General features: G+C 67.6%; 23 protein-coding genes and 1 tRNA gene. 12 read left to right on the plus strand and 12 right to left on the minus strand.

Features of this window, described 5'->3' with window-relative positions:
- Positions 1 to 4: 4 nt before the first annotated feature.
- Together B9N75_RS11300 and B9N75_RS11305 are read right to left on the minus strand one after the other, a co-directional pair.
- Positions 5 to 781: an SDR family NAD(P)-dependent oxidoreductase gene (locus B9N75_RS11300; RefSeq protein ID WP_085218892.1), complete on the minus strand. Its 777-nt coding sequence runs from the start codon at positions 779 to 781 to the stop codon at positions 5 to 7.
- Positions 782 to 920: 139 nt separating this feature from the next.
- On the minus strand, positions 921 to 2,159 hold the full coding sequence (locus B9N75_RS11305) for an acyl-CoA dehydrogenase family protein (RefSeq protein WP_085218893.1): 1,239 nt from the start codon (positions 2,157 to 2,159) through the stop codon (positions 921 to 923).
- A gap of 113 nt (positions 2,160 to 2,272) precedes the next feature.
- Between B9N75_RS11305 and B9N75_RS11310 the strand changes: the two genes are divergently transcribed.
- The 3 genes from B9N75_RS11310 (at position 2,273) to B9N75_RS11320 (ending at position 5,315) form a co-directional block, all read left to right on the plus strand.
- Entirely contained in the window at positions 2,273 to 2,971 is a 699-nt protein-coding gene (locus B9N75_RS11310) for a hypothetical protein (RefSeq protein ID WP_172840875.1), read from the plus strand.
- A 62-nt stretch (positions 2,972 to 3,033) separates the two neighbouring features.
- A complete protein-coding gene (locus B9N75_RS11315) occupies positions 3,034 to 4,197 on the plus strand; it encodes an acyl-CoA dehydrogenase family protein (protein WP_085218895.1) in 1,164 nt (387 codons plus the stop codon).
- Between the two features lie 2 nt (positions 4,198 to 4,199).
- On the plus strand, positions 4,200 to 5,315 hold the full coding sequence (locus B9N75_RS11320; protein ID WP_085219605.1) for an acyl-CoA dehydrogenase family protein: 1,116 nt from the start codon (positions 4,200 to 4,202) through the stop codon (positions 5,313 to 5,315).
- On the opposite strand, the gene B9N75_RS11325 is transcribed toward B9N75_RS11320, so the two are convergent.
- The gene (locus B9N75_RS11325; RefSeq protein ID WP_085218896.1) at positions 5,309 to 5,695 is read right to left on the minus strand and encodes a PaaI family thioesterase; all 387 of its coding nucleotides are present in this window, start codon (positions 5,693 to 5,695) and stop codon (positions 5,309 to 5,311) included. The genes B9N75_RS11320 and B9N75_RS11325 overlap by 7 nt on opposite strands.
- Before the next feature lie 79 nt (positions 5,696 to 5,774).
- On the opposite strand from B9N75_RS11325, the gene B9N75_RS11330 reads away from it, so the two are divergent.
- Positions 5,775 to 6,455, plus strand: a complete 681-nt coding sequence (locus B9N75_RS11330) for a TIGR02117 family protein (RefSeq protein WP_157123811.1) — start codon at positions 5,775 to 5,777, stop codon at positions 6,453 to 6,455.
- A 46-nt stretch (positions 6,456 to 6,501) separates the two neighbouring features.
- Positions 6,502 to 6,759, plus strand: coding sequence for a hypothetical protein (locus tag B9N75_RS11335; RefSeq protein WP_085218897.1), 258 nt, complete (start codon positions 6,502 to 6,504; stop codon positions 6,757 to 6,759).
- Positions 6,760 to 6,762: 3 nt separating this feature from the next.
- Here the strand turns inward: B9N75_RS11335 and B9N75_RS11340 are convergent, their stop codons facing one another.
- From B9N75_RS11340 to B9N75_RS11375, 8 genes are all read right to left on the minus strand, one after another.
- Positions 6,763 to 8,010, minus strand: coding sequence for an argininosuccinate synthase (locus tag B9N75_RS11340; RefSeq protein ID WP_085218898.1), 1,248 nt, complete (start codon positions 8,008 to 8,010; stop codon positions 6,763 to 6,765).
- Between the two features lie 26 nt (positions 8,011 to 8,036).
- Entirely contained in the window at positions 8,037 to 8,501 is a 465-nt protein-coding gene (argR, locus tag B9N75_RS11345) for an arginine repressor (RefSeq protein WP_197685112.1), read from the minus strand.
- The gene (locus B9N75_RS11350; protein WP_085218900.1) at positions 8,498 to 9,361 is read right to left on the minus strand and encodes an ornithine carbamoyltransferase; all 864 of its coding nucleotides are present in this window, start codon (positions 9,359 to 9,361) and stop codon (positions 8,498 to 8,500) included. Before B9N75_RS11350 ends, argR begins: the two co-directional genes overlap by 4 nt.
- Complete coding sequence (argB, locus tag B9N75_RS11355; protein ID WP_197685113.1) at positions 9,358 to 10,224, minus strand: acetylglutamate kinase; 867 nt, start codon at positions 10,222 to 10,224, stop codon at positions 9,358 to 9,360. Before argB ends, B9N75_RS11350 begins: the two co-directional genes overlap by 4 nt.
- Positions 10,225 to 10,366: 142 nt before the next feature.
- Entirely contained in the window at positions 10,367 to 11,527 is a 1,161-nt protein-coding gene (gene argJ / locus B9N75_RS11360; RefSeq protein ID WP_172840876.1) for a bifunctional glutamate N-acetyltransferase/amino-acid acetyltransferase ArgJ, read from the minus strand.
- Positions 11,524 to 12,525, minus strand: coding sequence for an N-acetyl-gamma-glutamyl-phosphate reductase (argC, locus tag B9N75_RS11365; RefSeq protein WP_085219610.1), 1,002 nt, complete (start codon positions 12,523 to 12,525; stop codon positions 11,524 to 11,526). The genes argJ and argC overlap by 4 nt, the downstream gene beginning before the upstream one ends.
- Before the next feature lie 55 nt (positions 12,526 to 12,580).
- Complete coding sequence (locus B9N75_RS11370; protein ID WP_085218903.1) at positions 12,581 to 12,817, minus strand: hypothetical protein; 237 nt, start codon at positions 12,815 to 12,817, stop codon at positions 12,581 to 12,583.
- 45 nt (positions 12,818 to 12,862) lie between these two features.
- Positions 12,863 to 13,108, minus strand: coding sequence for a hypothetical protein (locus B9N75_RS11375; RefSeq protein WP_085218904.1), 246 nt, complete (start codon positions 13,106 to 13,108; stop codon positions 12,863 to 12,865).
- A gap of 169 nt (positions 13,109 to 13,277) precedes the next feature.
- Between B9N75_RS11375 and B9N75_RS11380 the strand changes: the two genes are divergently transcribed.
- Positions 13,278 to 13,871 carry a peptidylprolyl isomerase gene (locus B9N75_RS11380; RefSeq protein ID WP_085218905.1) on the plus strand — a complete coding sequence of 198 codons (594 nt, stop codon included), beginning with the start codon at positions 13,278 to 13,280 and terminating at the stop codon, positions 13,869 to 13,871.
- A gap of 18 nt (positions 13,872 to 13,889) precedes the next feature.
- Here B9N75_RS11380 and B9N75_RS11385 read toward each other — a convergent pair whose 3' ends face one another.
- On the minus strand, positions 13,890 to 15,563 hold the full coding sequence (locus B9N75_RS11385) for a ShlB/FhaC/HecB family hemolysin secretion/activation protein (RefSeq protein WP_085218906.1): 1,674 nt from the start codon (positions 15,561 to 15,563) through the stop codon (positions 13,890 to 13,892).
- 161 nt (positions 15,564 to 15,724) lie between these two features.
- On the opposite strand from B9N75_RS11385, the gene B9N75_RS14255 reads away from it, so the two are divergent.
- From B9N75_RS14255 to clpP, 6 genes are all read left to right on the plus strand, one after another.
- Entirely contained in the window at positions 15,725 to 17,500 is a 1,776-nt protein-coding gene (locus tag B9N75_RS14255) for a FecR domain-containing protein (RefSeq protein ID WP_197685114.1), read from the plus strand.
- 7 nt (positions 17,501 to 17,507) lie between these two features.
- A complete protein-coding gene (locus tag B9N75_RS11405) occupies positions 17,508 to 19,832 on the plus strand; it encodes a putative bifunctional diguanylate cyclase/phosphodiesterase (RefSeq protein WP_085218907.1) in 2,325 nt (774 codons plus the stop codon).
- Positions 19,833 to 19,932: 100 nt separating this feature from the next.
- Positions 19,933 to 20,017: transfer RNA gene (locus tag B9N75_RS11410), tRNA-Leu, on the plus strand.
- Between the two features lie 67 nt (positions 20,018 to 20,084).
- Positions 20,085 to 21,665, plus strand: coding sequence for a trigger factor (gene tig / locus B9N75_RS11415; protein WP_085218908.1), 1,581 nt, complete (start codon positions 20,085 to 20,087; stop codon positions 21,663 to 21,665).
- 201 nt (positions 21,666 to 21,866) lie between these two features.
- Entirely contained in the window at positions 21,867 to 22,835 is a 969-nt protein-coding gene (locus B9N75_RS11420; protein WP_244552338.1) for a glycosyltransferase family 2 protein, read from the plus strand.
- Positions 22,836 to 22,888: 53 nt separating this feature from the next.
- On the plus strand, positions 22,889 to 23,536 hold the full coding sequence (clpP, locus tag B9N75_RS11425) for an ATP-dependent Clp endopeptidase proteolytic subunit ClpP (protein ID WP_157123812.1): 648 nt from the start codon (positions 22,889 to 22,891) through the stop codon (positions 23,534 to 23,536).
- Positions 23,537 to 23,561: the final 25 nt, after the last annotated feature.

Here is a 23,561-nt window from a genome sequence, read left to right on the forward strand (position 1 = left end):
GCGCTCAAAGCCCCGCGCCGAGCGTCGCGCCGCCGTCGATGACGATCGCCTGGCCGGTCATGAAGGTGCTGGCGGGTGCAGCGAGGAAGACGGCGGCGCCGGCGATTTCGTGCGGATCGCCGATCCGCCGCATCGGCGCGGCGCGGGTGACGGCCTTCAGCGTGTCCGGATCTTCCCACAGTGCGCGGGCGAAATCGGTCTTCACCAGTCCCGGCGCGATGCAGTTCACGCGGACGCCCCTCGCGCCATATTCGGCAGCGAGATTGCGCGCGAGCTGGAGGTCGGCCGCCTTGGTGATGCCATAGGCGCCGATCGTGGTGGAGGCCGACAAGCCGGCGACCGAGGAGATTATGATCACCGATCCCTCGCCGCGTTCGATCATCTCGGGCACCACCATGTTGATCAGCCAATGGTTGGCGACGACATTGTTGGTGAGGAGCTTGCCGAACTGCTCGTCGGTGATCCCCGCCATCGGGCCGTAATAGGGATTTGAGGCGGCGTTGCAGACGAGGATGTCGACGCGGCCATGCTGGCGGCGGGTCTCGTCAACCAGCGTCTGGAGCTCGTCTTTCGAGGAGATGTTGGCGGGGACGACGATCGCCGTGCCGTCGCCATGCTTGCCGTTGATCGCGGCAGCGGCTTCCTCGCAGGCGTCGGCCTTGCGGCTGGAGATGGTGACCTTGGCGCCGTGATCGGCCAGCGCCTCGGCGATCGCGCGCCCGATGCCGCGTGAGGAGCCGGTGACGATGGCGACTTTGCCGGTGAGATCGAACAGGTTCATGCGGTGCCTTCCTTCATGCGCTCTCTCGACGGCGCGTCTCGGCTTCGCTCGACGCTGGCTCGAGATGAGCGGCTATCTATAACTACGTTCCGCTCATCTCGAGCAGCCGTCGAGCCCGTCGAGACGGCGGGTCGAGAGATCACGCCCCATGCCTGGCAAACTCCATCAGCGCGATGGCGCGGTTGTGGACTTCGTCAGGGCCGTCGGCGAGGCGGAGGGTGCGGATGCCGGCCCAACTCGACGCGAGGTTGAAATCCTGGCTGACGCCGGCGGCGCCGTGCGCCTGGACGGCATCGTCGATGATGCGCAGCGCCATGCGCGGCGCGGCGACCTTGATCATTGCAATCTCGGCCTTCGCCGCCTTGTTGCCCGCCTTGTCCATCATGTCGGCGGCCTTGAGGCAGAGCAGGCGCGACATCTCGATGTCGATCCGCGCCTCGGCGATGCGCTGCTCCCAGACGCTGTGCTCGCTCAAGGCCTTGCCGAAGGCGACGCGGCTCTGCAGGCGTTTCGCCATCGCGGCGATCGCTTCCTCGGCCGCGCCGATGGTGCGCATGCAATGGTGGATGCGGCCCGGGCCGAGGCGGCCCTGCGCGATCTCGAACCCGCGGCCCTCGCCCAGCAGCATCGCCGAGGCGGGGATGCGGACGTTGTCGAGCTTCACTTCCATATGGCCGTGCGGTGCGTCGTCATAGCCGTAGACGGTGAGCGCGCGCTCGACCGTGACGCCCGGCGCATCGAGCGGCATGAGCACCATCGATTGCTGCTGGTGCTTCTTCGCGTCCGGATCGGTCTTGCCCATCACGATCGCGACCTTGCAGCGCGGATCGCCGGCGCCCGACGACCACCATTTGCGCCCGTTGACGACATAATCATCGCCGTCGCGGCGGATCTCGCACTGGATGTTGGTCGCGTCCGAAGAGGCGACGCCCGGCTCGGTCATCAGGAAGGCGGAGCGGATCTCCCCGTTCATCAGCGGCGCGAGCCATTCGTCCTTTTGTCTGCGGGTGCCGTAGCGGTGGAACACCTCCATGTTGCCGGTGTCGGGCGCCGAACAGTTGAACACTTCCGACGCCCAGACGATGCGGCCCATCTCCTCGGCACAGAGCGCATATTCGAGGTTGGTGAGCTGGGTGCCTTCGAAGGCGAAGCTCTCGTCGACATGGGCGAGCGCGGGGGCGGGGGGCATGAAAAGGTTCCAGAGGCCGGCAGCCCTGGCCTTGGGCTTCAGCTCCTCGATCACCGGGACGGGCTGCCAACGATCGCCTTCCGCGACCTGCGATTTGTAATCCGGCATGCGCGGCCGGACGTGGGACTCGATGAAATCGCGCACCCGGTCGCGGTAATGCGCCTCGCGTTCGGTAAGGGAAAAGTCCATCGCGTCCGCAGCCCTCTTGTCGCCTGTCGCACCAACGAATGCCGGAACGCGTTGCTTTACGCTACCCTTGACCTTTGTGCAGCCGCGCGGTTTGGTCCGCGCCGCTCATGCCGATGCTCGTCCAAGCCCGCTCGATCTGCGCCATTCTCGGCCTTGCCCTGCTCGGCGGCTGCGCGGGCAATATCGCCGATCATGTCGGCCCGCGCGAAGGCATCGTGACCGCGGAACTCACCCGCTACGGCCTCAACCTGCGCGAGACGCAATGTGTGGGCGCGCAGCTCGCCACCAGTCTGACGCCGCTGCAACTGCGCCGCCTGCAGCGCGCGGCGGCTTCGGTGCAGAAGGGCTATTACGACGCCGATCGGCTGACGCTGCGCGATCTGGAATATGTCGGCCGGACAGTCGAGCCGGAGGTGGGCACGGCCGTGAAGGCGGCCGCCGATGCATGCGCCGCCAAGGTCGAGGAACCGGAGGCCCCGCAACCGGAGGCGGAAGCGAAGCCGGCCGGGCCCAACTGGCTCAACCTCGGCAAGGCCGAATCGGGACAGAGCATGGCGATCGATGCGTCGACCATCGCGCGCGAAGAGAATATCCGCCGGGCGTGGTTCCGCATGACCGACGCCACCGGCAGCCAGACGGGCAACATCTATCTGCTGGAAGTCGATTGCCAGGCGAAGACGATCAACCCCCGCGAGCGCCGCAAGCTCGACGCCGCGGGCGCCGTCGCCGAAAGCGAGACCTATCCGCCCAGCAAGCTCGCCGTCGAAGACGGCACGGTGATGGCGATCGCTTATCTGTCGCTCTGTTCGTGACCGCGACCGGTTGACGCCACTGCGCGATCTCTGCCACCTAACGTAAACGTAAAGGAGCGGCGATGAGCGATCTCGACACGTTTCGCGCGGAGACGCGCGCATGGCTGGAGGCGAATTGCCCCGCGGAAATGCGCTTGCCGATGGAGGGCGAGGGCGACGCGGTGTGGGGCGGCCGCAACCCGGAGTTCAAATCGCCGCAGCAGAAACAATGGCTCGACGCCATGGCGGCACGCGGCTGGACTGTGCCGGACTGGCCGCGCGAATATGGCGGCGGTGGGCTCTCGCCCGAGGAAACCAAGATCCTGCGGCAGGAAATGGCGCGGATCGGCGCGCGCAGCCCGCTCTACAGCTTCGGCATCTCGATGCTCGGGCCGGCGCTGCTCAAATATGGCAGCGAAGAGCAGAAGCTGCGCTTCCTGCCCGAGATCGCGCGCGGCGAGATCCGCTGGTGTCAGGGCTATTCGGAGCCGGGCGCGGGGAGCGACCTCGCCAGCCTGCAGACGAAGTGCGAAGACAAGGGAGACCATTGGCTGGTCAACGGCCAGAAGGTCTGGACTTCCTATGCCGACAAGGCGGACTGGATCTTCTGCCTGGTGCGGACCGATCCGGCGGCGCCCAAGCACAAGGGGATCAGCTTCCTGCTGTTCGACATGGCCTCGCCAGGCGTGTCGACCAAGCCGATCCTGCTGATCTCCGGCTATTCGCCCTTCTGCGAGACCTTCTTCGACGATGTGAAGGTGCCCAAGGACCAGATCGTCGGCGAGCTCAACAAGGGCTGGGACGTCGCCAAATATCTGCTCGGCCACGAGCGCGAGATGATTTCGGGTATGGGGCTCGGCGGCGGCGGCGAGAGCCTCGGCGCGGCGCTGAAAAAGCGGCTGGCGGACGATCCGCTGCTTCGGGCGGAAGTCGCGCGGTTTGACGTCGATGCGCTCGCCTTCCGCGCGATGAGCGAGAAGTTCATCGACGAGCTGAAGGCGGGGCAAGCCCACCCCGCGCAGCCATCGATGATGAAATATGCCGGCACCGAGCTCAACAAGGCGCGCAGCGAGCTGCTGATGGCGGCGGGCGGTGCCGACGCGCTGGAATGGGAAAGCGAGCGATCGAAGGGCGGCCGCACGCCGCGCGAGTGGCTGCGCACCAAGGCCAATTCGATCGAGGGCGGCACCAGCGAAATCCAGCTCGGCATCATCGCCAAGCACATCCTGCAACTGCCGGGGGCTTGATCGTGCCGCTGTACCTCACCGAAGACCAGGCCATGCTGCGCGATACTGCGCGGGCGTTCATGGCGGAGGAAGGCGCGATCGCGAAGCAGCTTCGCAAATATCGCGACATGAACTGCAAGGACGGCTTCGGCCATGCGCTGTGGAAGCAGTTCGGCGAGATGGGCTTCACCGGCATCCTCGCCGACGAGGCCGACGGCGGGCTGGGGCTCGGCCATGTCGAGGCGGGGATCGTGCTGGAGGAAGTGGGGCGCAACCTCACGCCTTCGCCGTTCCTGATCACCGCGATTGCTGCGGTGGAGGCGCTGAAAGGATCGGCGCTGCGCGAGCGCTGGCTGCCGGGCATCCTCGCCGGCGAGACGGTCGCGGCGCTGGCGGTGGACGAGGGTGCCAAGCACCGGCCGGAAGCGATCGCGATGCGTGCCGACCGGCAGGGCAATGGCTTCACGCTTTCGGGCGCCAAGCAGTTCGTGGTGCAGGGCGCATCCGCGGATGTGATTTTCGTGGCAGCGCAAGCGGATGAGGGCCTTACCTTATTCGCAGTCGAGAAGGATGCGAAGGGGCTCGATGTCGAGGGCGTGCGGCTGGCAGACGCGAGCATCGGCGCGCGGATGACGTTCGACGGCGTCGCGGTGGATGCCGATGCGGTGGTGGGCGAGATCGGCGGCGGCGAGGCGGTGCTGGGCCGCGTGCTTGGCGCGGCGCGCGCGGGCGCGGCTTCGGAAATGGTCGGTGTAGCCTCGGGCGCGATGGAGCGGACGGTGGAATATCTGCGCGATCGCAAGCAGTTCGGCCGCGCGATCGGCGAGTTTCAGGCGCTGCAGCACCGCGCCGCGCACCTTTATTCGGAGCTGGAGATCGCCCGCGCGGCGGCGATCAAGGCGCAGCAATTGCTCGACGAGGGGTCGGCCAAGGCTGACGCCATGGTGTCGGTGGCCAAGGCCAAGGCGGGCTGGACGGCGCGGCTGGCGGTGCAGGAGGGCGTCCAGATGCACGGCGGCATCGGCATGACCGACGAGCATGACATCGGCCTCTACATGAAGCGCGAGCGGGTGCTGGACGAACTGTTCGGCGACGCCAATTACCACGCCGACCGGCTGGCGCGGCTGAACGGCTACTGACGCTTCAGCAGCACGTTCATCTGCGCCGAGGCGATCGGCTTCGCGCGATCCTGCTGCCAGGCGTGCGCCTCGACATTGGCCACGCGCTGGCCGAGGCGGGTGATCGCGGCGGAAGCGAAGGTGTCGTGGATCACGCCGCCGCGCATGAAGGTGACGGTGACGTTGATCGGCTTGAGCGCGATCCCCGCGGTCTCGCCGAGCGCATCTGCGAGCGAGCCGAGCGCGGCGAATTCGAGCAGACCCGCGATCGCGCCGCCCTGCAGATAGCCGGGACGGCCGACGACATGATCGGCGAAGGGCATCAGCCAGGTGAGCGCACCGTCTTCGGCGCGGAGTGTCTGGAGGCCGAGGAATTGCGCATAGGGCGGGAGCGACTGCATGTGCGCTCCATGTCATCTCCGCCGCAGTAGGGAAAGCCAAGGATTCCCGCTTTCGCGCTAAGGCGGCTAGGCTGCCCGGATGCGGCAGCGGGTGAAGCGCGGAGCGATCGGGACGGCGGCGGCGCTCGTGCTGCTGCCTCTGCTCTATTTCCTCGCCGTGCTGGCGGGGAGCGTCATCCCCGCGAACGCGGGCTGGACTCCGCCGGCGGCGGGAATTCCGGTCTTCATCCGCACCAACGGCGTCCACACCTGGATCCTGGTCCCGACGGTCAATGCCGAGATGGACTGGCGGCCCTACGCGCCGATGCACGACGTGCGCGATCCCGGCGGCGCGGACGATTATGTCGCGATGGGCTTCGGCAATCGCGAATTCTATCTGGAGACGCCGACCTGGGCGGATCTCCGCCTCTCGACAGCGCTCAAGGCCGGAATCGGGCTTGGCACCGGGCTCGTCCATGTCGAGCACGAGCCGCCGCCACGCGTGGACCGCGATCATCGCCGCATCCTGGTGCGGCCGGAGGAATATCGCCGCCTTGCCGCCTTCCTCCGCGCGAGCTTCGTGGTGCGGAAGGGGCGGACAGTGCCGCTCACCGGCCGCGGCTATGGCGCGAATGATGTCTTTTACGAAGGGCAGGGGCGCTATGACGTCTTCCGCACCTGCAACGAGTGGACAGGGGCCGCGCTCCGCCATGCCGGTATCAAGACCGGAATCTGGACCCCGCTCGAATGGAGCGTGATGCGCTGGCTAACGCCCTCTTAACCATTTGCGCCCATCTTCGGCGCCGCAACGGAGAGGAGCGCGGACGATGGCGCTGCGATGCGGGCTCGGGCTGCATGAAGCGGCGCCGCGCCAGGTGTGGAACGACACTTTCTATTTCTCGCACTGCACGCGGTGCAATTGCCAGCTCATCCGCCGCTCCGGCCTGTGGAAGCCGGTGCCGCGCGGCTATCGCGTCGTCTGGAAAGACCGCAGCGCCGACGCGTTCGACGTCTCGCCTTGGGCGGGCGGTTGCGCGCCGTACGACGCCGAAATCGCCACGCTCAAGGGCCGCAACTGGGCCTGAGCCTCAGCCGCGCGCCTTCTGCTTGGCGAGCAGCCGCAGACGGAGCGCGTTGAGGCGGATGAAGCCCGCCGCGTCGGCCTGGCTGTAGCCGGACGATCCTTCCTCGAACGTCACCAGATCCTGATCGTAGAGGCTGTTCGCGCTTTCCCGGCCGATCACCGTGGCATTGCCCTTGTAGAGCTTGACGGTGACGCGGCCGGAGACGCGCTCCTGACTCCGGTCGATCAGCGCTTGCAGCATCTCGCGCTCGGGCGAGAACCAGAAGCCGTTGTAGATGAGGCTCGCGTAGCGCGGCATCAGCTCGTCTTTGAGGTGCATCGCGCCGCCATCGAGGGTGATGCTCTCGATCCCGCGGTGCGCGGCGAGGAGGATGGTGCCGCCCGGCGTCTCGTAGACGCCGCGCGATTTCATGCCGACGAAGCGGTTCTCGACGAGATCGAGCCGGCCGATGCCATTGTCGTGGCCAAGCTGGTTGAGTTTGGTGAGCAGCGCCGCGGGCGAGAGCGGCGCGCCGTCGATGGCGACCGGATCGCCCTTCTCGAAATCGATGGTGATGACCGTCGGCGTGTCGGGCGCATCCTCGGGCGAGATGGTGCGCTGGTGGACATATTCGGGCGCCTCGACCGCCGGATCCTCCAGCACCTTTCCTTCGGACGAGGAGTGGAGGAGGTTGGCGTCGATCGAGAAGGGCGCATCGCCGCGCTTGTCCTTGGCGATCGGGATCTGGTGCGCCTCGGCGAAGGCGATGAGCTGCTCGCGGCTGGCGAACTCCCACTCGCGCCAGGGCGCGATGACGCGGATTTCGGGCTCTAGCGCATAATAGCCGAGCTCGAAGCGGACCTGATCGTTGCCCTTGCCGGTGGCGCCATGACACACGGCGTCGGCGCCGACCGCCCTCGCGATCTCGATCTGGCGCTTGGCGATCAGCGGCCGCGCAATCGAGGTGCCGAGCAGATACTGGCCTTCATAGACCGTGTTGGCGCGGAACATAGGGAAGACGTAATCGCGCACGAACTCCTCGCGCAGATCGTCGATGAAGATGTTCTCCGGCTTGATGCCGAGCAGCTCGGCCTTGCGGCGCGCAGGCTCGACCTCCTCGCCCTGGCCGAGATCGGCGGTGAAGGTGACGACCTCCGCGCCATATTCGGTTTGCAGCCATTTGAGGATGATCGAGGTGTCGAGGCCGCCCGAATAAGCGAGCACCACCTTCTTGGGCCGTTCGGCTCCGCTCAGGACAGGCTTGTCGGTCATTTTAGATCCTTGAACGTGAGGGTTCGTCAGCTTTCGATCATGTCCTGGAAACGCGCGGCGACGGTATCGACCGTGACGCCCTCGCGCACCGCCAGGAACAAAGTGTCGTCGCCCGCGATGGTGCCGGCGACTTCGGGCAGCTTGGCCTGATCGACCGCGAGCGCGACGATATGCGCGGTGGCGGGCGGGGTGCGCAGCACGATGAGATTGCCCGCCGCCTCGACCGCGATCACCCATTCGGCGATGATCCGATCGAGCCGCGCGCCGGCCCAGTCGCTCTCGCCGATTTGATCGGGAAGCGCATAGGAGATGACGCCGCCGCGCCGCACCTTGACGGCGCCCATCTGATCGAGATCGCGCGATACGGTGGCCTGGGTGGCGCTGAGGCCGCGCTCGGCGAGCTTGGCGGTGACTTCCTCCTGGCTCGTCACCGGCTCGGTGCGGAGGATCGCGGCGATGGCGCGCTGGCGCTGGGCGCGGGCGTCGGTCATCGGCCGAGCGCCCATGCGATCGCACCGCGCGCGCTGCGCATCCGGTTCTCCGCCTGGCGCCAGACCGCGCTCCTGGGCGAGTCTATCACCGCATCGGTGACTTCGAGCCCGCGACGGGCGGGGAGGCAGTGGAGGAACCATGCGTCGTCCGAAACGGCCATCAATTCGCTTCCGACACGATAGGAGGTTAGTGCCATAAGGCGCTGGGTTTCCTCGTCATCCTGACCCATCGAGACCCACACGTCGGTATAGACGAACTGCGCGCCCTTCACAGCCTCCAGCGGATCGGCGGTCTGGCGGACGCCGTCGGGGGCGTCGCGCAGTGCATAGCCTTCGGGGCTGGCTAGGGTCAGATCGGCACCGAGCAGCACTGCCGCCTCGGCGAGCGAGCGGGCGACATTGTTGTCGGCATCACCGACATAGGCGATCTTCACACCCTCGATACGCCCGGCGAGCTGTTTGACCGTCAGCATGTCGGCGAGCGCCTGGAGCGGATGGTGCCGGTCGGACAGCATGTTGACGAGCGGCACATCGACCGCGGCGGCCATGCTCTCGAGCCAGCCATGATCCTTCACCCGCGCAGCGATCAGGCCGTGATAGCAGGCGAGGGTGCGCGCCACGTCCTCCGGGCTCTCGCGGGTACCGAGGCCGACTTCCTCATTCTGGATGTAGACCGGGTGGCCGCCGAGCTGGACGACTGCCATCTCCATCGAGTTCCGCGTCCTTGCGCTCGGCTTCTGGAAGAGAAGGGCGGCGCCCTGGCCTTCGAGCGGACGGCCGGCGTCCGGCGCCTCGGCGCGCGCCAGGATGTCGTTCAGCGCATCGGCGCCGAGCGACGCGATCGTCAGGATGTCGCTCACCAGTCCTTCTCCATCTTGACCATCGTGCCGATGCCCTTGTCGGTGAGCAGTTCGATGAGCAGCGCGTGGGGGACGCGGCCGTCGATAATATGCGCGGTGCCGACGCCGCCCTCGACCGCTTCGGCGCAGGCGCGCAGCTTGGGGATCATGCCGGCGCTGATCGATTCATGGCCGATGCGATCGCGCAGCTCCGCCGCGGTGAGACGGGGGACGAGGCTGGAGGGATCGGCGACGTCTTCGAGCAGGCCGGGCGCTGCGGTGAGGTAAACGATCTTCTCCGCGGCCATGGCGACGGCGATCGCGCGCGCCGCCTCGTCGGCGTTGACGTTGAAGGGCTGGCCGGCGGCGTCGGCGCCGATCGTCGAGACGACGGGCGCGAGCCCTTCGTCGAGCAGCCGGTGGAGCACCGAGGCGCGGACCTGCTGGACATCACCGACAAAGCCGAGCGCGGGATCGCGCTGGGTGACGGTGAGCAGACCCGCATCCTCGCCCGAGACGCCGACGGCGACCGGCTCCTCAAGCGCCTCGCGATTGATCGTCGCCACGAGATCGCGGTTGATCTTGCCGGTCAGCACCATGCGGACGATCTCCAGCGTCTCGGCATCGGTGACGCGAAGGCCGTCGCGGAACTCTGGCGCCTTGCCCATCCGCTTCATCAGCGCATCGACCTGCGGCCCGCCGCCGTGGACGAGCACGCAGCGGACGCCGACGCTGCGCAGCAAGAGCACGTCCTGCGCCAGCGCGCGATCGAGTTCCTGGTCGATCGCCGCGCCGCCGAGCTTCACCACCACCGATTTGCCGGCGAAGCGGCGGATGTAGGGCAGCGCCTCGATGAGGATCGTGGCGGTTTGGGAGGGGGTCATCGCGCTGCTTTCTTTCCGCTCATCTCGAGCCAGCATCGAGCGAAGTCGAGATGCGCCGTCGAGAGACCGTCTCTCGACACGCCGTCTCGACAGGCTCGACGGCTGCTCGAGATGAGCGCTGTTGCTGGAAAGGAATGAGCCGTCATGACGTCACGCTATTCTCTTTGATGTAGCCGGGGCCGAGGTCGATGCCGATCACCTGCGCGCGGCCCCGGCCGAGGCCGAGTGCGACCTCGATCGCGATTTCCTTGTGCTGCATGTGCGCGGCGACCTTGCCGGCGTCGTGATCCACGCCTTCGCCGCCGCGCGAGACGATTGTGCCACCGTAGGCGACAGTGGCGCTGTCCGCCTCGAAGCCGATCCCCGCCGATCCGGCGGCGGCGAGCAGGCGGCCCCAATAGGGGTCCGAGCCGTACCAAGAGCATTTGACGAGATTGTTCTCGGCGATCGCCTTGGCCGCGGCGCGCGCCTCGGCATCGCTGGCGGCGCCGGAGACGGTGAGGCGGACCATCTTGGTCATGCCTTCCGCGTCATGCGCCATCTGCAGCGTCAGATCCTCGCAGAGGCGGTGTACCGCATCGGCGAATTCCTCCGGGTCGGCGGGGCCGCGGCGGCCGCTGGTGAGCAGAAATGCGCTGTCGTTGGTCGATGTCGCGCCATCGACGTTGAGCGTGTTGAACGTGCGGTCGGACGCATCCGCCAGCACGCGCTGGAGCGTGTCGCGGTCGAGCGCGGCGTCGGTGGTGAGGAAGGCGAGCATCGTCGCCATGTTGGGCGCGATCATGCCGCAGCCCTTGGCCATGCCGCCGAGCGTAAAGGTCGATCCGCTGATCACCGCCTGCTTGGGCTTGCTGTCGGTGGTGAGGATGCCGCGCGCCGCATCCTGAGCGCCCTCGACCGAACGCTGGCGTGCGAGCTTGGGAATGGCGGGGGCGATCTTCTCCATCGGCAGATGCGTGCCGATGATCCCGGTCGAGCAGACGAGCACGTCGTCGACCGCGATGCCGAGCGCAGCGGCAGTTTCGGTGCACATCGCATCGGCATCGCGGCGGCCCTGAGCGCCCGTGCCGGCATTGGCATTGCCCGAATTGACGATGATCGCCGCCGCCCGGCCGCCGTTCGCCGCCAGCCGCTCGCGTGACACGCCGACGGGCGGCGCGAAGAATTTGTTCTGGGTGAAGACGGCGGCGCAGGGCACCGGTTTGCCGTCTTCGGTGGCGAGAAGCGCCATGTCGGGGCGGCGCTGCTTGACGCCGGCGTGGAGGCCGGCCGCGACGAACCCTTCGGCTGCGGTAACGCTCAAGGATAGACTCCCACTTTGGCAAGGCCCGCATCCTCGTCGAGGCCGAGCATGAGGTTGGCGCACTGGATCATCTGGCCGGCGGCGCCCTTCACCAGATTGTCGATCGCGGCGATAGCGACGACGCGGCCGGTCCGCGCGTCGTAACGCGCGGTGAGGTGCGCGGCGTTGGAGCCGAGCACCCATTTGGTCTGGGGCGACCGTTCCGAGACATGGGCGAAGGGTTCGCCGGCATAAGCCTCGGCGAGCGCGGCGAGCGGATCGCAAGGGCCCAGCGCCTTCGCGTAGCAGGTGGCGAGGATGCCGCGCGTCATCGGCGCCAGATGCGGCGTGAAGAGAATCGAGCCACCCAGCGCCATCTCCATCTCGGCGGTGTGGCGGTGCGAGAGCAGGCCGTAGGCGGCGAAATTGCCGTCGACGGTGCAGAAGGCGGTCTCTTCCTTCGCCGCGCGGCCGGCGCCGGTGACGCCCGAGGCGGCATCGACAGTGATCGTGCCGGGATCGATGAGGCCGAGCAGCGGCTTCAGCGCGAGGATGGCGGCGGTGGGATAGCAGCCGGCGGCCGCGACGGCCTTGGCGTCGCGGATGGCGTCACGATTGATCTCCGGTATGCCGTAGGCGAAGCGGCCGAGCAGATCGGGCGTGGCGTGCGGCTCGTTGTACCAACGCTCGTAAGACGCCGCATCGTCGAGGCGGAAATCGGCGCCGAGATCGACAAAGGGAATGCCGCGATCGAGAATATCGGCGGCGATCGCCTGCGAGTGGCCATGCGGCAGCGCCGCGAACACGAGATCGATGTCTTGAAGGGCTTCAGACGCGTAACGCTCGACGACCAAATCTGGATAAGCGAGGGCGAGATGTGGATGAACGGCCGGAAGCGACGCACCGGCGTGGCTGTCGCCGAAGAGGCGCGCGGGCCAGATCGCCGAATGCGCGGCCGCGAGCCGGAGCAATTCCGCGCCCACGAAACCGGAGGCGCCAAGGATGGCAGTGCGAATCATCGCCGCCATATGCATAATCATGCATAACTATGCAATGACGGCGATGATTGGATTTTTACGGACTGACCGGCGAATTATCGTCGTCGTCGGCGATCGTATAGACGACCGCCACCAATACGGCGATGGCGCCGATCGCGCCGAAGATCGCGCCGCTGGACAGGAAACCGCCGTCCAGATCGTTCTCGCCGCTCATCGCGGCGCTTGCGCGTGACGGCGACAGGCTGGCTGCCGATTGCGCCGCAACCGGCGCGATGGCCAAGGTTGTGGCACTGGCAAAGATCAATGCCTTCATAGGGATACGCATATTCGTTCCTAACAGAAAGGAGGTTGGCGGCGGTTACGGGCTGACCGGGTTGTCGTTGTCGTCGTTCATGAACTCGACGAGCCCATAGATGAAGGCGCCGGCGGCGAGCACGCCGAGGACGATGCCGAAGGTGTTGCCGCCCTCCAGATTGTTCTCGCCATCGACCGAGGCCGAAGCGCGCGAGACGCTGAGTGGCGCCGCTGCGCTCTGGGCGGATGCCGGGACGGCAAGCACCAACGTGGCCGCCGCGAGCGCGGCCGGCAGTTTACGCAAATACACGGAAAATTCTCCCTCTTTAGGATGGAACGCCGTCAACGAGCGGGGCGGGGCCTACCGTTCCGCCTGCCTTCCGGTTGGTCCGCTCGAAGGCTCGCTCCGCCCCAGGGCGTGGCGGCGAAGGGACGAGTGGAGCCTTGTGTCGCACGCGCGGCTTTGCGAACGAGGCGCCATGACGTGCGCGTTCCGGCTCCGCGCGGCGCTGGCCGCCGCTTTCCTGTTGCTTCTCACGCTACCAGTGGCTGCCGAAGCCGCGCGGGTGCGCCTGGAGACGAGCGAGGGCGTGATCCTGATCGAGGTGGATACGAAGCGCGCGCCGATCACCGCCGCCAACTTCCTCCGCTACGTCGACGAGAAGCTGTTCGACGGCAAAACCTTCTACCGGGCTGCGCGCAACCGGACGGCGCCGACGCAGGGGCTGATCCAGGGCGGCATCAACAAATATGTCGTCGGCGCGCCGGCGCCGATTGCGCATGAGCCGACCAGCAGGACCGGCCTCCGGCACGGCAACGGGACGCTGTCGATGGCGCGCAACGCACCTGGCACGGCGATGGGCGATTTCTTCATCACCCTCGGGCCTTCCTCCTATCTCGACGCGCGCGACGGCAATCCCGGCTATGCCGCCTTCGGCCGAGTGGTGAGCGGAATGCCGGTGGTGCAGAAGATCTTGGCGAAGCCGACCTATCCCGGCGGCCGGTCGCAGAACACCATGGGGCAGTCGATCATGAAGCCGGTGAAGATCATCAGCGCGCGCCGCGTGAAGTGAGCGGCGCCCTGCGCTGCGTCAGAAGCGCGTGCCGATGGTGAAGGAAAGGCGCGGATCGCGGTCGGCGCCGAACGCGCCGTCCTTCAGGGGAATGCCGAGCTCCAGCCCGGCCTCGACCGCCTTGCCCAGCCAGACACGGACGCCGCCGCCGGCCGAAGCCAGCGTGCCGCCGCCGCCTCCGCCGCGATAATTGCCGACGCTGCCGACATCGCCGTAGAGATAGAGCTGCGCCTTGCTGAGCGGCTTAGGCATCTCGCCGAGATCGTAGCGGACCTCGGCCGACCCGGCGATTCCCTTGTCGCCCGAGAGCTCGCGATAGTCGTACCCGCGTAGGAAACTGCGGCCGCCAAGCCCCATCTCCTCCGAGGAGAGGAGCGGGCGGGTGGCGAGCTGCGCCTGCGCCTGGAGCTGCATCGTCACGCGCGGCGCGACGCGGCGGACATATTCGCCCCAGACGTCGATCTTGCCGAAGCGGCCGCTGGCGTCGTCGCGCGAGGCGAGCGGATCGCCCGGTTCGGTGGCGCCGAAGATGTCGAGCCCCTGTGAGATGGCAACGCGGCCGCGGACATAGCCATTGGTGAAGATGTCGAGCGCATAGATGCTCGCCTGCAGGATCGCGATCTGATCGGACCGGAGCGGTGCGCCGTCGATCGACTGCACCGATTCGCGCAGCGTAAAGCCGCTATAGGCCCAGACGCTCGTCTCGCGCGTGCGGAGCAAAGGATGGCTGAACTCGGCGCCGGCTTCGGCGCTGTGGCCGTCGAAATCGCGGCCCGACAGCACGCCGCCGGGGTGGGTATAGGCATAATAGCCGCCCAGCTTGACGTCGGTGCCGTTGGTGCCGAGCGGCATGGTGTATTCGGCGCTGACCAGCCCGAATTCGCGCGGCTCGAACGGGGTGATCGCCGCGCCGAGGCTCAGCCGGTCGTCGTCCGATCCGACGCCGCTGAGATCGACATTGGCCTGCGCGCGGACAGGGCCCACTTCGGCAGTGCCCCAATTGTCGAGCGAGGCGCGGCCGCGGACGCGATCGCGGTCGGTGGCGACCTTCAGGATGTTGCGACCGTCCTGCCGCTCGAGCCGCGCATTGCCGACGGTGACGCCGGCGATGTCGCCGGCGACGAGCAGGCGGCGTTCGAGCGCGCGGGTCGAGACCGGGCCGGTGCCGACGAGCGCGGCGAGATAGCGTTCGGCGACCGAGGCGGCCTTGCCGCTCGCCTCGACGGCGTCGATGCGGCCCTCGTCGATCACCACGCGCAGCACACCGTTGCCGAGGCGTTGCGCCGGGATCCAGGCGGTGGCGAGGCCGTAGCCGGCGCGGCGCGCGACGTTTGCGACATCGGAGGCGAGCGCGGCGAGATCGGAAGAGGACAGTTCGCGGCCCGCATAGCGCTCGATCACCGGCGCGAAGGCGGCGGGCTGCAGGATCGTGGCGCCCTCGACGCGGATCGCGCCTGCGACGATGCCGCCGCCGACATCGACAGTTGCGTCCGCATCGGGGGCAACGGTCGTGGGCAACGGCGTCTTGGGCTTGCTCGGCAACGTATCGGGGAGTTCTTCCTTCACCACTGCCGGGTCGGCGCGATCGAGAGGCGTCTGGGCCGCCCATGCCGGTGCCGTTGACGCGAACAGTGCGAGTGCGCCGACAGCGGTGGAAAGAAAGCGGTGCGGGGAGGGGGATACGCCGAACATGCCGGTGGCTTAATCGGACGCAGCCTAATTTTTCGTTATACGACAAGAGATTGGCGCGCCGTTAACCCTGCCCCTTAGCACCCCGGAAATCACAGGGGTCTATTCGCCGCCACAGGAAAATCCATTCCGAGCGCCCGTCTGGCGCGGACCTGGAGGCTGTGATGCGTAAGGCGATGATCTTTGCGGTGCCGATGATGATGGCGCTTGGCGGCGCCCCGGCGTTTGCCGCGACGCCCGACTGGGCGGTGAGCGAAGTGAGCGGCGATGTCCGCCTGACGCAGGGCGGCCAGTCCCGCGCCGCGGTGCGCGGTGCTCTGCTCAGCTCGGGTGCGGTGATCGCGACGGGAGCGCGCGCCCGCGCCGTACTGGTGCGCGGCGAAGAGTTCGTCGTCGTGTCGCCGAACAGCCAGCTTCGCGTCCCCGAAACGTCGGCGACCAATTCGATCGTCCAGATGATCGAGGATTTCGGAACCGCGCTCTTCAAGATCCAGAAGAAGAGCACGCCGCACTTCGGCGTTCAGACGCCGTATCTTGCCGCCGTGGTCAAGGGCACGACCTTCACGGTCAGCGTCGGCGCGGAAGGTGCGTCGGTGCAGGTGACCGAGGGGGCGGTTCAGGTCGAGACGCTCGACGGCGGCGCGTCCGATCTGGTGACGCCGGGTGCGATCGCGATGGTCGGCGCCAGCGATCTCTACAAGCTCACCATCGACGGCGCGAACCAGCGCGAGATCCGATCGCCCAAGGCGCCGGCCGCCGCACCGGCGGCGACCGAAGGGGCGGCTGCGCAGCCGGCCGTCGCTGCGCCCAGCTATAGCGGCCCGGTCACCACGCCGGCCGCGATCGTCGCGCCGGTCGCGGAAAACCCGATGTCGCTGGCCGAGGCGACGGGCGGATTGGTGGAAGGGCAGGCGGCGATCCAGCTCGCCTCCGCGGACATCATCGCGCAGACGCGCAGCGCCGCGCCTGCAGCACCCGTCCCTGCTGAGCCGACGCCCACACCGACGCCTTCTCCGACACCGACGCCCACACCGGCGCCTGCTCCGACACCGACGCCTTCTCCGACACCGGCGCCTGCTCCGACGCCGACGCCCGCGCCGACGCCGACGCCGACGCCTGCGCCCGTGCCGACGCCGACGCCGGCTCCGACACCGACACCGACGCCTGCTCCGACCCCCGTACCGACGCCGACCGAACCGCCCGTTGTCGAGACGCCGGGCAAGGGCGAAGCGCCAGGGAAGGGCGATCAGCCGGGCAAGGGCGATAATCCTGGTAAGGGCGATCAGCCTGGCAAGGACGATAAACCTGGCAAGGACGACAAGCCCGGCAAGGATGATAAGCCCGGCAAGGACGACAAGCCCGGCAAGGACGACAAGCCTGGCAAGGACGACAAGCCTGGCAAGGACGATAAGCCCGGCAAAGACGACAAGCCTGGCAAGGACGACAAGCCTGGCAAGGACGACAAGCCTGGCAAGGACGACAAGCCTGGCAAGGACGACAAGCCTGGTAAGGACGACAAGCCTGGTAAGGACGACAAGCCTGGTAAGGACGATAAGCCTGGTAAGGACGACAAGCCTGGTAAGGACGACAAGCCTGGTAAGGACGATAAGCCTGGTGAGGACGACAAGCCTGGTAAGGATGACAAGCCCGGCAAGGATGACAAGCCCGGCAAGGGCGATGGTCCCGACAAGGGAGACGGTCCTGGCAAGGGCGAGCCGGTGCCTCCCGTCCCGACGCCGCCGGTCGAGGTGCCGCCGGTCACCACGCCACCTGTTGCGCCGCCGGTAACTCCGCCGCCGGTCACGCCTGATGTAGTGCCGCCTGCGCCAGAGCTGATCCCGCCGCTGCCCGAGGTCGTGCCGCCGCCGCCCGGAGGCCTGCTCGATATTGTCAAGCCGGTGCTGAAGCCCGTGCTCGGCGGCCTGCTCGGCCGCAACTGAGGCGCGGGTGCCGCTCGACCTCACGCATATCGGCCCGGCGCTGCTCGGCTGGCGCAAGCGCATCCTCATCGGGGGTGCGCTTGTCGCCGGCGGGCTGACGCTCGCGGCCGATGCGGGCGGCGCCGTCGATCGGTTGCTCCAGCTTGGCCGGTCCGAGATCCGCTCGCACGCCGCGAGCGGCGACGTGCACATCGTCGAGATCGACGCGCGCAGCATCCAGGCGATCGCGCGATGGCCGTGGCCGCGCTCGGTCCATGCCGAGGTCGTCGATCGGCTGCGCGCGGCGAAAGCCCGGTCGATCGCCTTCGATGTCGATTTTTCCGCGACTTCCACGCCGGCCGAAGACGCGAAATTCGCCGCGGCGCTCGAGCGCGCCGACGGCAGCGTCGTGCTTCCGACTTTCCGGCAATATGCGGGGGCGGGCAGCACCGATTTCGTCGAGAGCCTGCCGGCGCCGCAATTCGGCGATCACGCCTTCCTCGCTGCGGTCAATGTCGTGCCCGATCGCGACGGCCAGGTGCGCAGTATGCCGCTGGGCGTGCCCACCGCGGGCGTGCCGCGGCCGTCGCTCGCCAGCATGGTCGCCGAACGCGCGGCGGAAGTCGGCCGCTTCTTCGAGGTCGATTATGCGATCGAGCCGGACAGCATCCCGCGGCACAGCGTCATCGACCTGATCGAAGGCCGCGTTCCCGAGGAGAGCATTGCCGGCAAGCGGATCGTGATCGGCGCGACCGCGGTCGAGATGGGCGATCGCTATGCGGTGCCGCGCCACGGCGTCATTCCGGGCGTCGTCATCCAGGCGATGGGCGCGGAGACGCTGATGCAGGGGCCGGTGCCGATGCGCATCGGCCCGCTCGCGCCGCTGCTGCTCGCGCTCGCGCTCGTCGCGCTGGCGCTGAAAAGCGGGCGGCGCGCCATCCGCATCACCGGCCTCGGGCTCGGCACCGCCATCATCCTCGCGCTGCCGCTCGTCACCGAAGCCGTCTGGGCGGTGTCGATGCCGATCGCCCCCGCGCTCGCCGCGCTCGGCGCCGCATCGCTGCTCGGGCTGCTGCTCATCGCGCTCGAAGGCCATCAGCGCCGGGTGCTGACCGACGAAGCGACGGGCCTGCCCAATCTCGCCGCGCTCGGCGTCGATCATCCGAACGGCGATCGCAACGTGGTGGTGGCGCGGATCGACCGCTTCGCCGCCATCGCCGCGGGGCTGGGCGCCGAGGCAACCGCAATCCTCGTCAACCGTGTCGCCGATCGGCTCCGCTTCGGCCATTCGGGCTGCACCATCTATCGCACCGACGACGCCACGCTCGCCTGGACCGAGCAGCCGGGCGACGAGCACAGCTTCGAAGACCGGAGCGAGGCGCTGGCGACCGTCATGCGCGCGCCGATCGATTGCGGGCGGCTGGTGGACGTGTCGCTGACTTTCGGCCTTGCCACCGTCGGCGCGGGCGCCAAGCAGCGCGTCGCCCATGCGGTGCTCGCCGCGCAGCATGCCGCGCAGCGCGGGGTGCGCTGGGAACGCTACAACCCGGCGGACAGCGACGAGACCAACTGGCACCTCTCGCTGCTCGGCGAGCTCGATGCCGCGATGGCGACGGGGCAGCTCTGGAACGCCTATCAGCCCAAGCTCGATCTCGCGAGCGGGCGGGTGATCGGCGCCGAGGCGCTGGTCCGCTGGCTGCACCCGGTGCGCGGGCCGATCGCGCCGGACAGCTTCATCCCCCTGGTCGAAAGCGCGGGCCGCGCGCGCGATCTCACCATCCACGTCCTCGGCCAGGCGCTGGAAGACGCGCGCGGCTGGGAAGAGGCGGGACATCGTCTTTCGGTCGCGGTTAACGTCTCGGCGACCTTGCTCGCCGATCACGAATTCATCGAGGTCGTCCGTCAGGCGCTGGTGACCAGCCCGATCCCGACCGACCGGATCACCATCGAAGTCACCGAATCGGCGGCGATGGCGAGCCCGGAGCGCGCGATCGCGGCGCTGGAGAGCTGGCGCTCGCTCGGCATCGCCATCTCGATCGACGATTACGGCACCGGCCAGTCGTCCTTGGGCTATCTCCAGAAGCTCCCCGCGCGCGAGCTCAAGATCGATCGCAGCTTCGTCCAGACCGTCGCGACCGACCAGCGCAACGCGATCATGGTCCGCTCGACGATCGCGCTCGCGCACGAGCTCGGCATGAAGGTGGTCGCCGAGGGGATCGAGGACGAAGCCTGCCTCCAGGCCCTCGCCGCGATGGGCTGCGACACCGGCCAGGGCTACCACATCGCCAAACCCATGCCCGCCAACGCCATGCGCGAATATCTGACGGAACGGCCGGAGGCCGTGGCGGCGTAACGAACTGGCGCGGCGTTCAGTGAGCCGCAATCCGTCTCCCGCCATCTCCGCCTTGCCCTTGGGCTTGAGGCTGCTATAGACGCCGCCGACCGGCGGCCCGGCGGGCGTGGCGGAACTGGTAGACGCGCCAGATTTAGGTTCTGGTATCGAAAGATGTGGGGGTTCGAGTCCCTTCGCCCGCACCAGTCGCCGCGATCCCGCCGTCACCAAGGCGCCATCCAGATTTTCCGTTAGCGAAGGTTCGAGCCGAACATGCAGACTGTCGAGACGTTGAACGAGGGCCTGAAGCGCGCCTACACGATCACCATCGAGCCCAAGGATATCGATGCCCGCATCGATGCCGAGCTGAAGACGGTTTCGCCGCGCGTCCAGCTTCCCGGCTTCCGCCCCGGCAAGGTGCCGCCCAACCTCGTCCGCAAGATGCATGGGCCCGCGCTGGAACAGCAGGCGCTCGACAGCGCCGTCCAGGAAGGCGTCCAGAAGATCATCGCCGACAACAAGCTGCGTCCCGCGATGCAGCCCACCGTCCAGCTCGAAGAGGGCAAGGGCGATGCGAAGGTGATCAAGGTCGAGCTCGAGACGCTCCCGGAGATCCCTGCCGCCAAGATCGACGGGCTCAAGCTCGAGCGGCTGACCGTCGAGGCCGATGATGCGGCGGTGGACGAGGCGCTGGAGAAGCTCGTCGCCGGCCAGAAGCGCTTCGATCCGGCGCCCGCCAAGCACAAGGCGGCCGTCGGCGACGTCGTTGTCATGGACTTCGAGGGCAAGGTCGATGGCGAGCCGTTCGAAGGCGGCAAGGGCGAGGGCATGGCGATCGAGATCGGCTCGGGCCGCCTCATCCCCGGCTTCGAGGATCAGCTCGTCGGCGTGAAGGCCAACGACCAGAAGGTCGTCAAGGTCAGCTTCCCCGACGACTACAACGTCGCCTATCTCAAGGGTAAGCCCGCGACCTTCGACGTCACCGTCAACGAGGTGCAGACCGCACGCGAGGCGAAGGCGGACGACGAGTTCGCCCAGTCGATGGGCCTCCAGGATCTGGATCAGCTCCGTGGCCTCCTCAAGGGCCAGGTCGAGCAGGAGCTCAATGGCCTCACCCGCACCCACATGAAGCGCAAGCTGCTGGATCAGCTCGCCGCCGATCACAGGTTCGACGTTCCGCCGTCGATGGTCGATGCCGAGTTCGAGCAGATCTGGCGCCAGCTCGAGCACGAGGCGAGCCACGAGGAAGACCCCGCGGCGGCGCTGAAGGAGATGGAAGCCGAGCGCGACGATTATCGCGCGATCGCCGAGCGCCGCGTGCGCCTGGGCCTGCTGCTCTCCGAGATCGGCCAGTCCAACAATGTCGAGGTCAGCGCGCAGGAGATGAACCGCCTCATCGCGCAGGCCGCGCAGCAATATCGCCCGGCCGACCGCGAGCGTTTCGCCGACTATGTCCGCCAGGATCCGATGGCCGCGGCGCAGCTCCGCGCGCCTTTGTTCGAGGACAAGGTCGTCGATTTCCTCTTCTCGAAGGCTGAGATCAGCGATCGCACGGTGGATCGCGCCGCGCTTGAGCATGAGATCGAAGCCGAGGACGGCCACGTCCACGGCCCCGATTGCGGCCACGACCATGGCCCGAAGAAGGCGCCCGCCAAGAAGGCCGCGGCCAAGAAGGATGCGAAGGCGGACGCTGCCCCAGCCAAGAAGGCATCCGCGAAGAAGGCCGACGAGGCCGCTCCGGCGAAGGCGGCCAAGGCTGAGAAGCCTGCCGCCAAGAAGGCGGACGCCAAGGCCGAAGCCGCGAAGCCTGCTGCCAAGAAGGCGCCTGCCAAGAAGCCTGCGGCCAAGAAGTAAAGCTCCCTCTCCCTAAGACGGCAGAGGGTTGCGCAGCCTTGGTGAGCCGCTTGGCGAACCTAGGCGAAGCTGTGAGAGGGTGACGGCATCAGAGAACTATCTCGACCGCTGTCACCCTCTCCCAACTGCGACTAGGCGGCTGTGCCGCCAAGTCTTCGTATCCCTCTCCCGTCGAGGGAGAGGGTTTTCTGGGGGCGACGCTTGAATTCTTCTCTGCGCATCGCGGTTCTGCTGCCCTGCTATAACGAGGCGGCGGCGATTGGCCAGACGATCGCCGGCTTCCGCGCCGCGCTGCCGGACGCGGCGATATTCGTCTACGACAACAACAGTTCCGACGGCACAGCAGAAGCCGCAGCGGCGGCGGGCGCCATCGTCCGCACCGAGCGGATGCAGGGCAAGGGCCATGTCGTCCGCCGCATGTTCGCCGATGTCGAGGCGGACATCTACGTCCTCGCCGATGGCGATGCGACCTATGATGCCGCCGCCGCGCCCGGCCTCGTCGCGCGGCTGGCGGAGGAGCAGCTCGACATGGTGGTCGGCGCGCGCAAATCGGAAGTGGAAGCCGCCTATCGCCGCGGCCACCGGCTCGGCAACCGCATGCTGACCGGCATGCTCGCCGCGATCTTCGGCCGCAGCTTCACCGACATCCTCTCGGGCTATCGCGTCTTCTCGCGCCGCTTCGTCAAATCCTTTCCGGCGCTGTCCAGCGGGTTCGAGATCGAGACCGAGATCAGCGTCCACGCGCTGGAGCTCGCCATGCCCGTCGCCGAGGTGACGACGGCCTATGGCGCGCGGCCCGAGGGATCCGAGTCCAAACTCTCCACCTATCGCGACGGCTGGCGGATCCTGCGCACCATCGGCCACCTCTTCCGGATCGAGCGGCCGGTGCTGTTCTACGGCAGCTTCGGGCTGCTGCTGGCGCTCATCGCCATCCTCCTCGCGATCCCGCTTGGCATCACCTATGCCGACACCGGCCTCGTGCCGCGGCTCCCAACCGCGATCCTCGCCACCGGGCTGATGATCCTTGCCGCGATGAGCTTCATGTGCGGGCTGATCCTCGACACGGTGGTGCGCGGCCGGCGTGAGGTGCGGCGGCTCGCCTATCTCGCGCATCCCGCGCCCCAGGCCGCCCCGCAACCGTCGCCGAGCCGCATGCAAAGCGGGGCTTGAACCGGCGCGCGGGAGCGCCGATGTTGCCATTTCTCCAATCAGAGCAGGACGCCATGGACCACGCCGACATCGTCAACGCACTCGTACCCATCGTCATCGAACAATCGAACCGCGGCGAGCGCAGCTTCGACATCTATTCGCGGCTGCTGCGCGAGCGGATCGTCTTCATAACCGGCGGGGTCGAGGACCATATGGCGACGCTTGTCACCGCCCAGCTTCTCTATCTGGAATCGGAGAATCCGAAGAAGGATATCTTCATGTACATCAACTCGCCGGGCGGCGTGGTGACGGCCGGCATGGCGATCCACGATACCATGCAGTATATCCGCCCGCGCGTCGGCACGGTGTGCATCGGCCAGGCGGCGTCGATGGGCGCCTTCCTCCTCTCGGCCGGCGAGCCGGGGATGCGCGTCGCGCTCACCAACGCGCGGATTATGATCCACCAGCCCTCGGGCGGCGCGCAGGGCATGGCGTCCGACATCGAGATCCAGGCCAAGGAGATCCTGCGCATCCGCCAGCGGATGAACGAGCTGATGGCGGGCTACACCGGCCGCACCATCGAGGAGATCGAGAAGAACGTCGAACGCGACAAATTCTTCTCCGCCGGCGAGGCCAAGGAATTCGGCCTGGTCGACGAAGTCTTCGACAAGCGCCCGGCGGTGGGCGAAGCCGACCCGACCCACCAGGCCGACGCGGCCTGAGATCGGTTTGAGACGAAGGCCGCGG

The sequence above is a fragment of the Allosphingosinicella indica genome (assembly GCF_900177405.1).
GTDB lineage: Bacteria > Pseudomonadota > Alphaproteobacteria > Sphingomonadales > Sphingomonadaceae > Allosphingosinicella > Allosphingosinicella indica.

Bases quoted from the DNA above. Each gene is read 5' to 3' on its own strand.
- B9N75_RS11370 (WP_085218903.1), bottom strand. From the start codon at position 12,817: ATGAAGGCATTGATCTTTGCCAGTGCCACAACCTTGGCCATCGCGCCG.
- B9N75_RS14255 (WP_197685114.1), top strand. From the start codon at position 15,725: ATGCGTAAGGCGATGATCTTTGCGGTGCCGATGATGATGGCGCTTGGC.
- B9N75_RS11380 (WP_085218905.1), top strand. From the start codon at position 13,278: ATGACGTGCGCGTTCCGGCTCCGCGCGGCGCTGGCCGCCGCTTTCCTG.
- B9N75_RS11335 (WP_085218897.1), top strand. From the start codon at position 6,502: ATGGCGCTGCGATGCGGGCTCGGGCTGCATGAAGCGGCGCCGCGCCAG.
- B9N75_RS11315 (WP_085218895.1), top strand. From the start codon at position 3,034: ATGAGCGATCTCGACACGTTTCGCGCGGAGACGCGCGCATGGCTGGAG.
- B9N75_RS11330 (WP_157123811.1), top strand. From the start codon at position 5,775: ATGCGGCAGCGGGTGAAGCGCGGAGCGATCGGGACGGCGGCGGCGCTC.
- tig (WP_085218908.1), top strand. From the start codon at position 20,085: ATGCAGACTGTCGAGACGTTGAACGAGGGCCTGAAGCGCGCCTACACG.
- B9N75_RS11325 (WP_085218896.1), bottom strand. From the start codon at position 5,695: ATGCAGTCGCTCCCGCCCTATGCGCAATTCCTCGGCCTCCAGACACTC.
- B9N75_RS11340 (WP_085218898.1), bottom strand. From the start codon at position 8,010: ATGACCGACAAGCCTGTCCTGAGCGGAGCCGAACGGCCCAAGAAGGTG.
- argR (WP_197685112.1), bottom strand. From the start codon at position 8,501: ATGACCGACGCCCGCGCCCAGCGCCAGCGCGCCATCGCCGCGATCCTC.
- argB (WP_197685113.1), bottom strand. From the start codon at position 10,224: ATGACCCCCTCCCAAACCGCCACGATCCTCATCGAGGCGCTGCCCTAC.
- B9N75_RS11300 (WP_085218892.1), bottom strand. From the start codon at position 781: ATGAACCTGTTCGATCTCACCGGCAAAGTCGCCATCGTCACCGGCTCC.
- B9N75_RS11305 (WP_085218893.1), bottom strand. From the start codon at position 2,159: ATGGACTTTTCCCTTACCGAACGCGAGGCGCATTACCGCGACCGGGTG.
- B9N75_RS11310 (WP_172840875.1), top strand. From the start codon at position 2,273: ATGCTCGTCCAAGCCCGCTCGATCTGCGCCATTCTCGGCCTTGCCCTG.
- B9N75_RS11385 (WP_085218906.1), bottom strand. From the start codon at position 15,563: ATGTTCGGCGTATCCCCCTCCCCGCACCGCTTTCTTTCCACCGCTGTC.
- argC (WP_085219610.1), bottom strand. From the start codon at position 12,525: ATGATTCGCACTGCCATCCTTGGCGCCTCCGGTTTCGTGGGCGCGGAA.
- clpP (WP_157123812.1), top strand. From the start codon at position 22,889: ATGGACCACGCCGACATCGTCAACGCACTCGTACCCATCGTCATCGAA.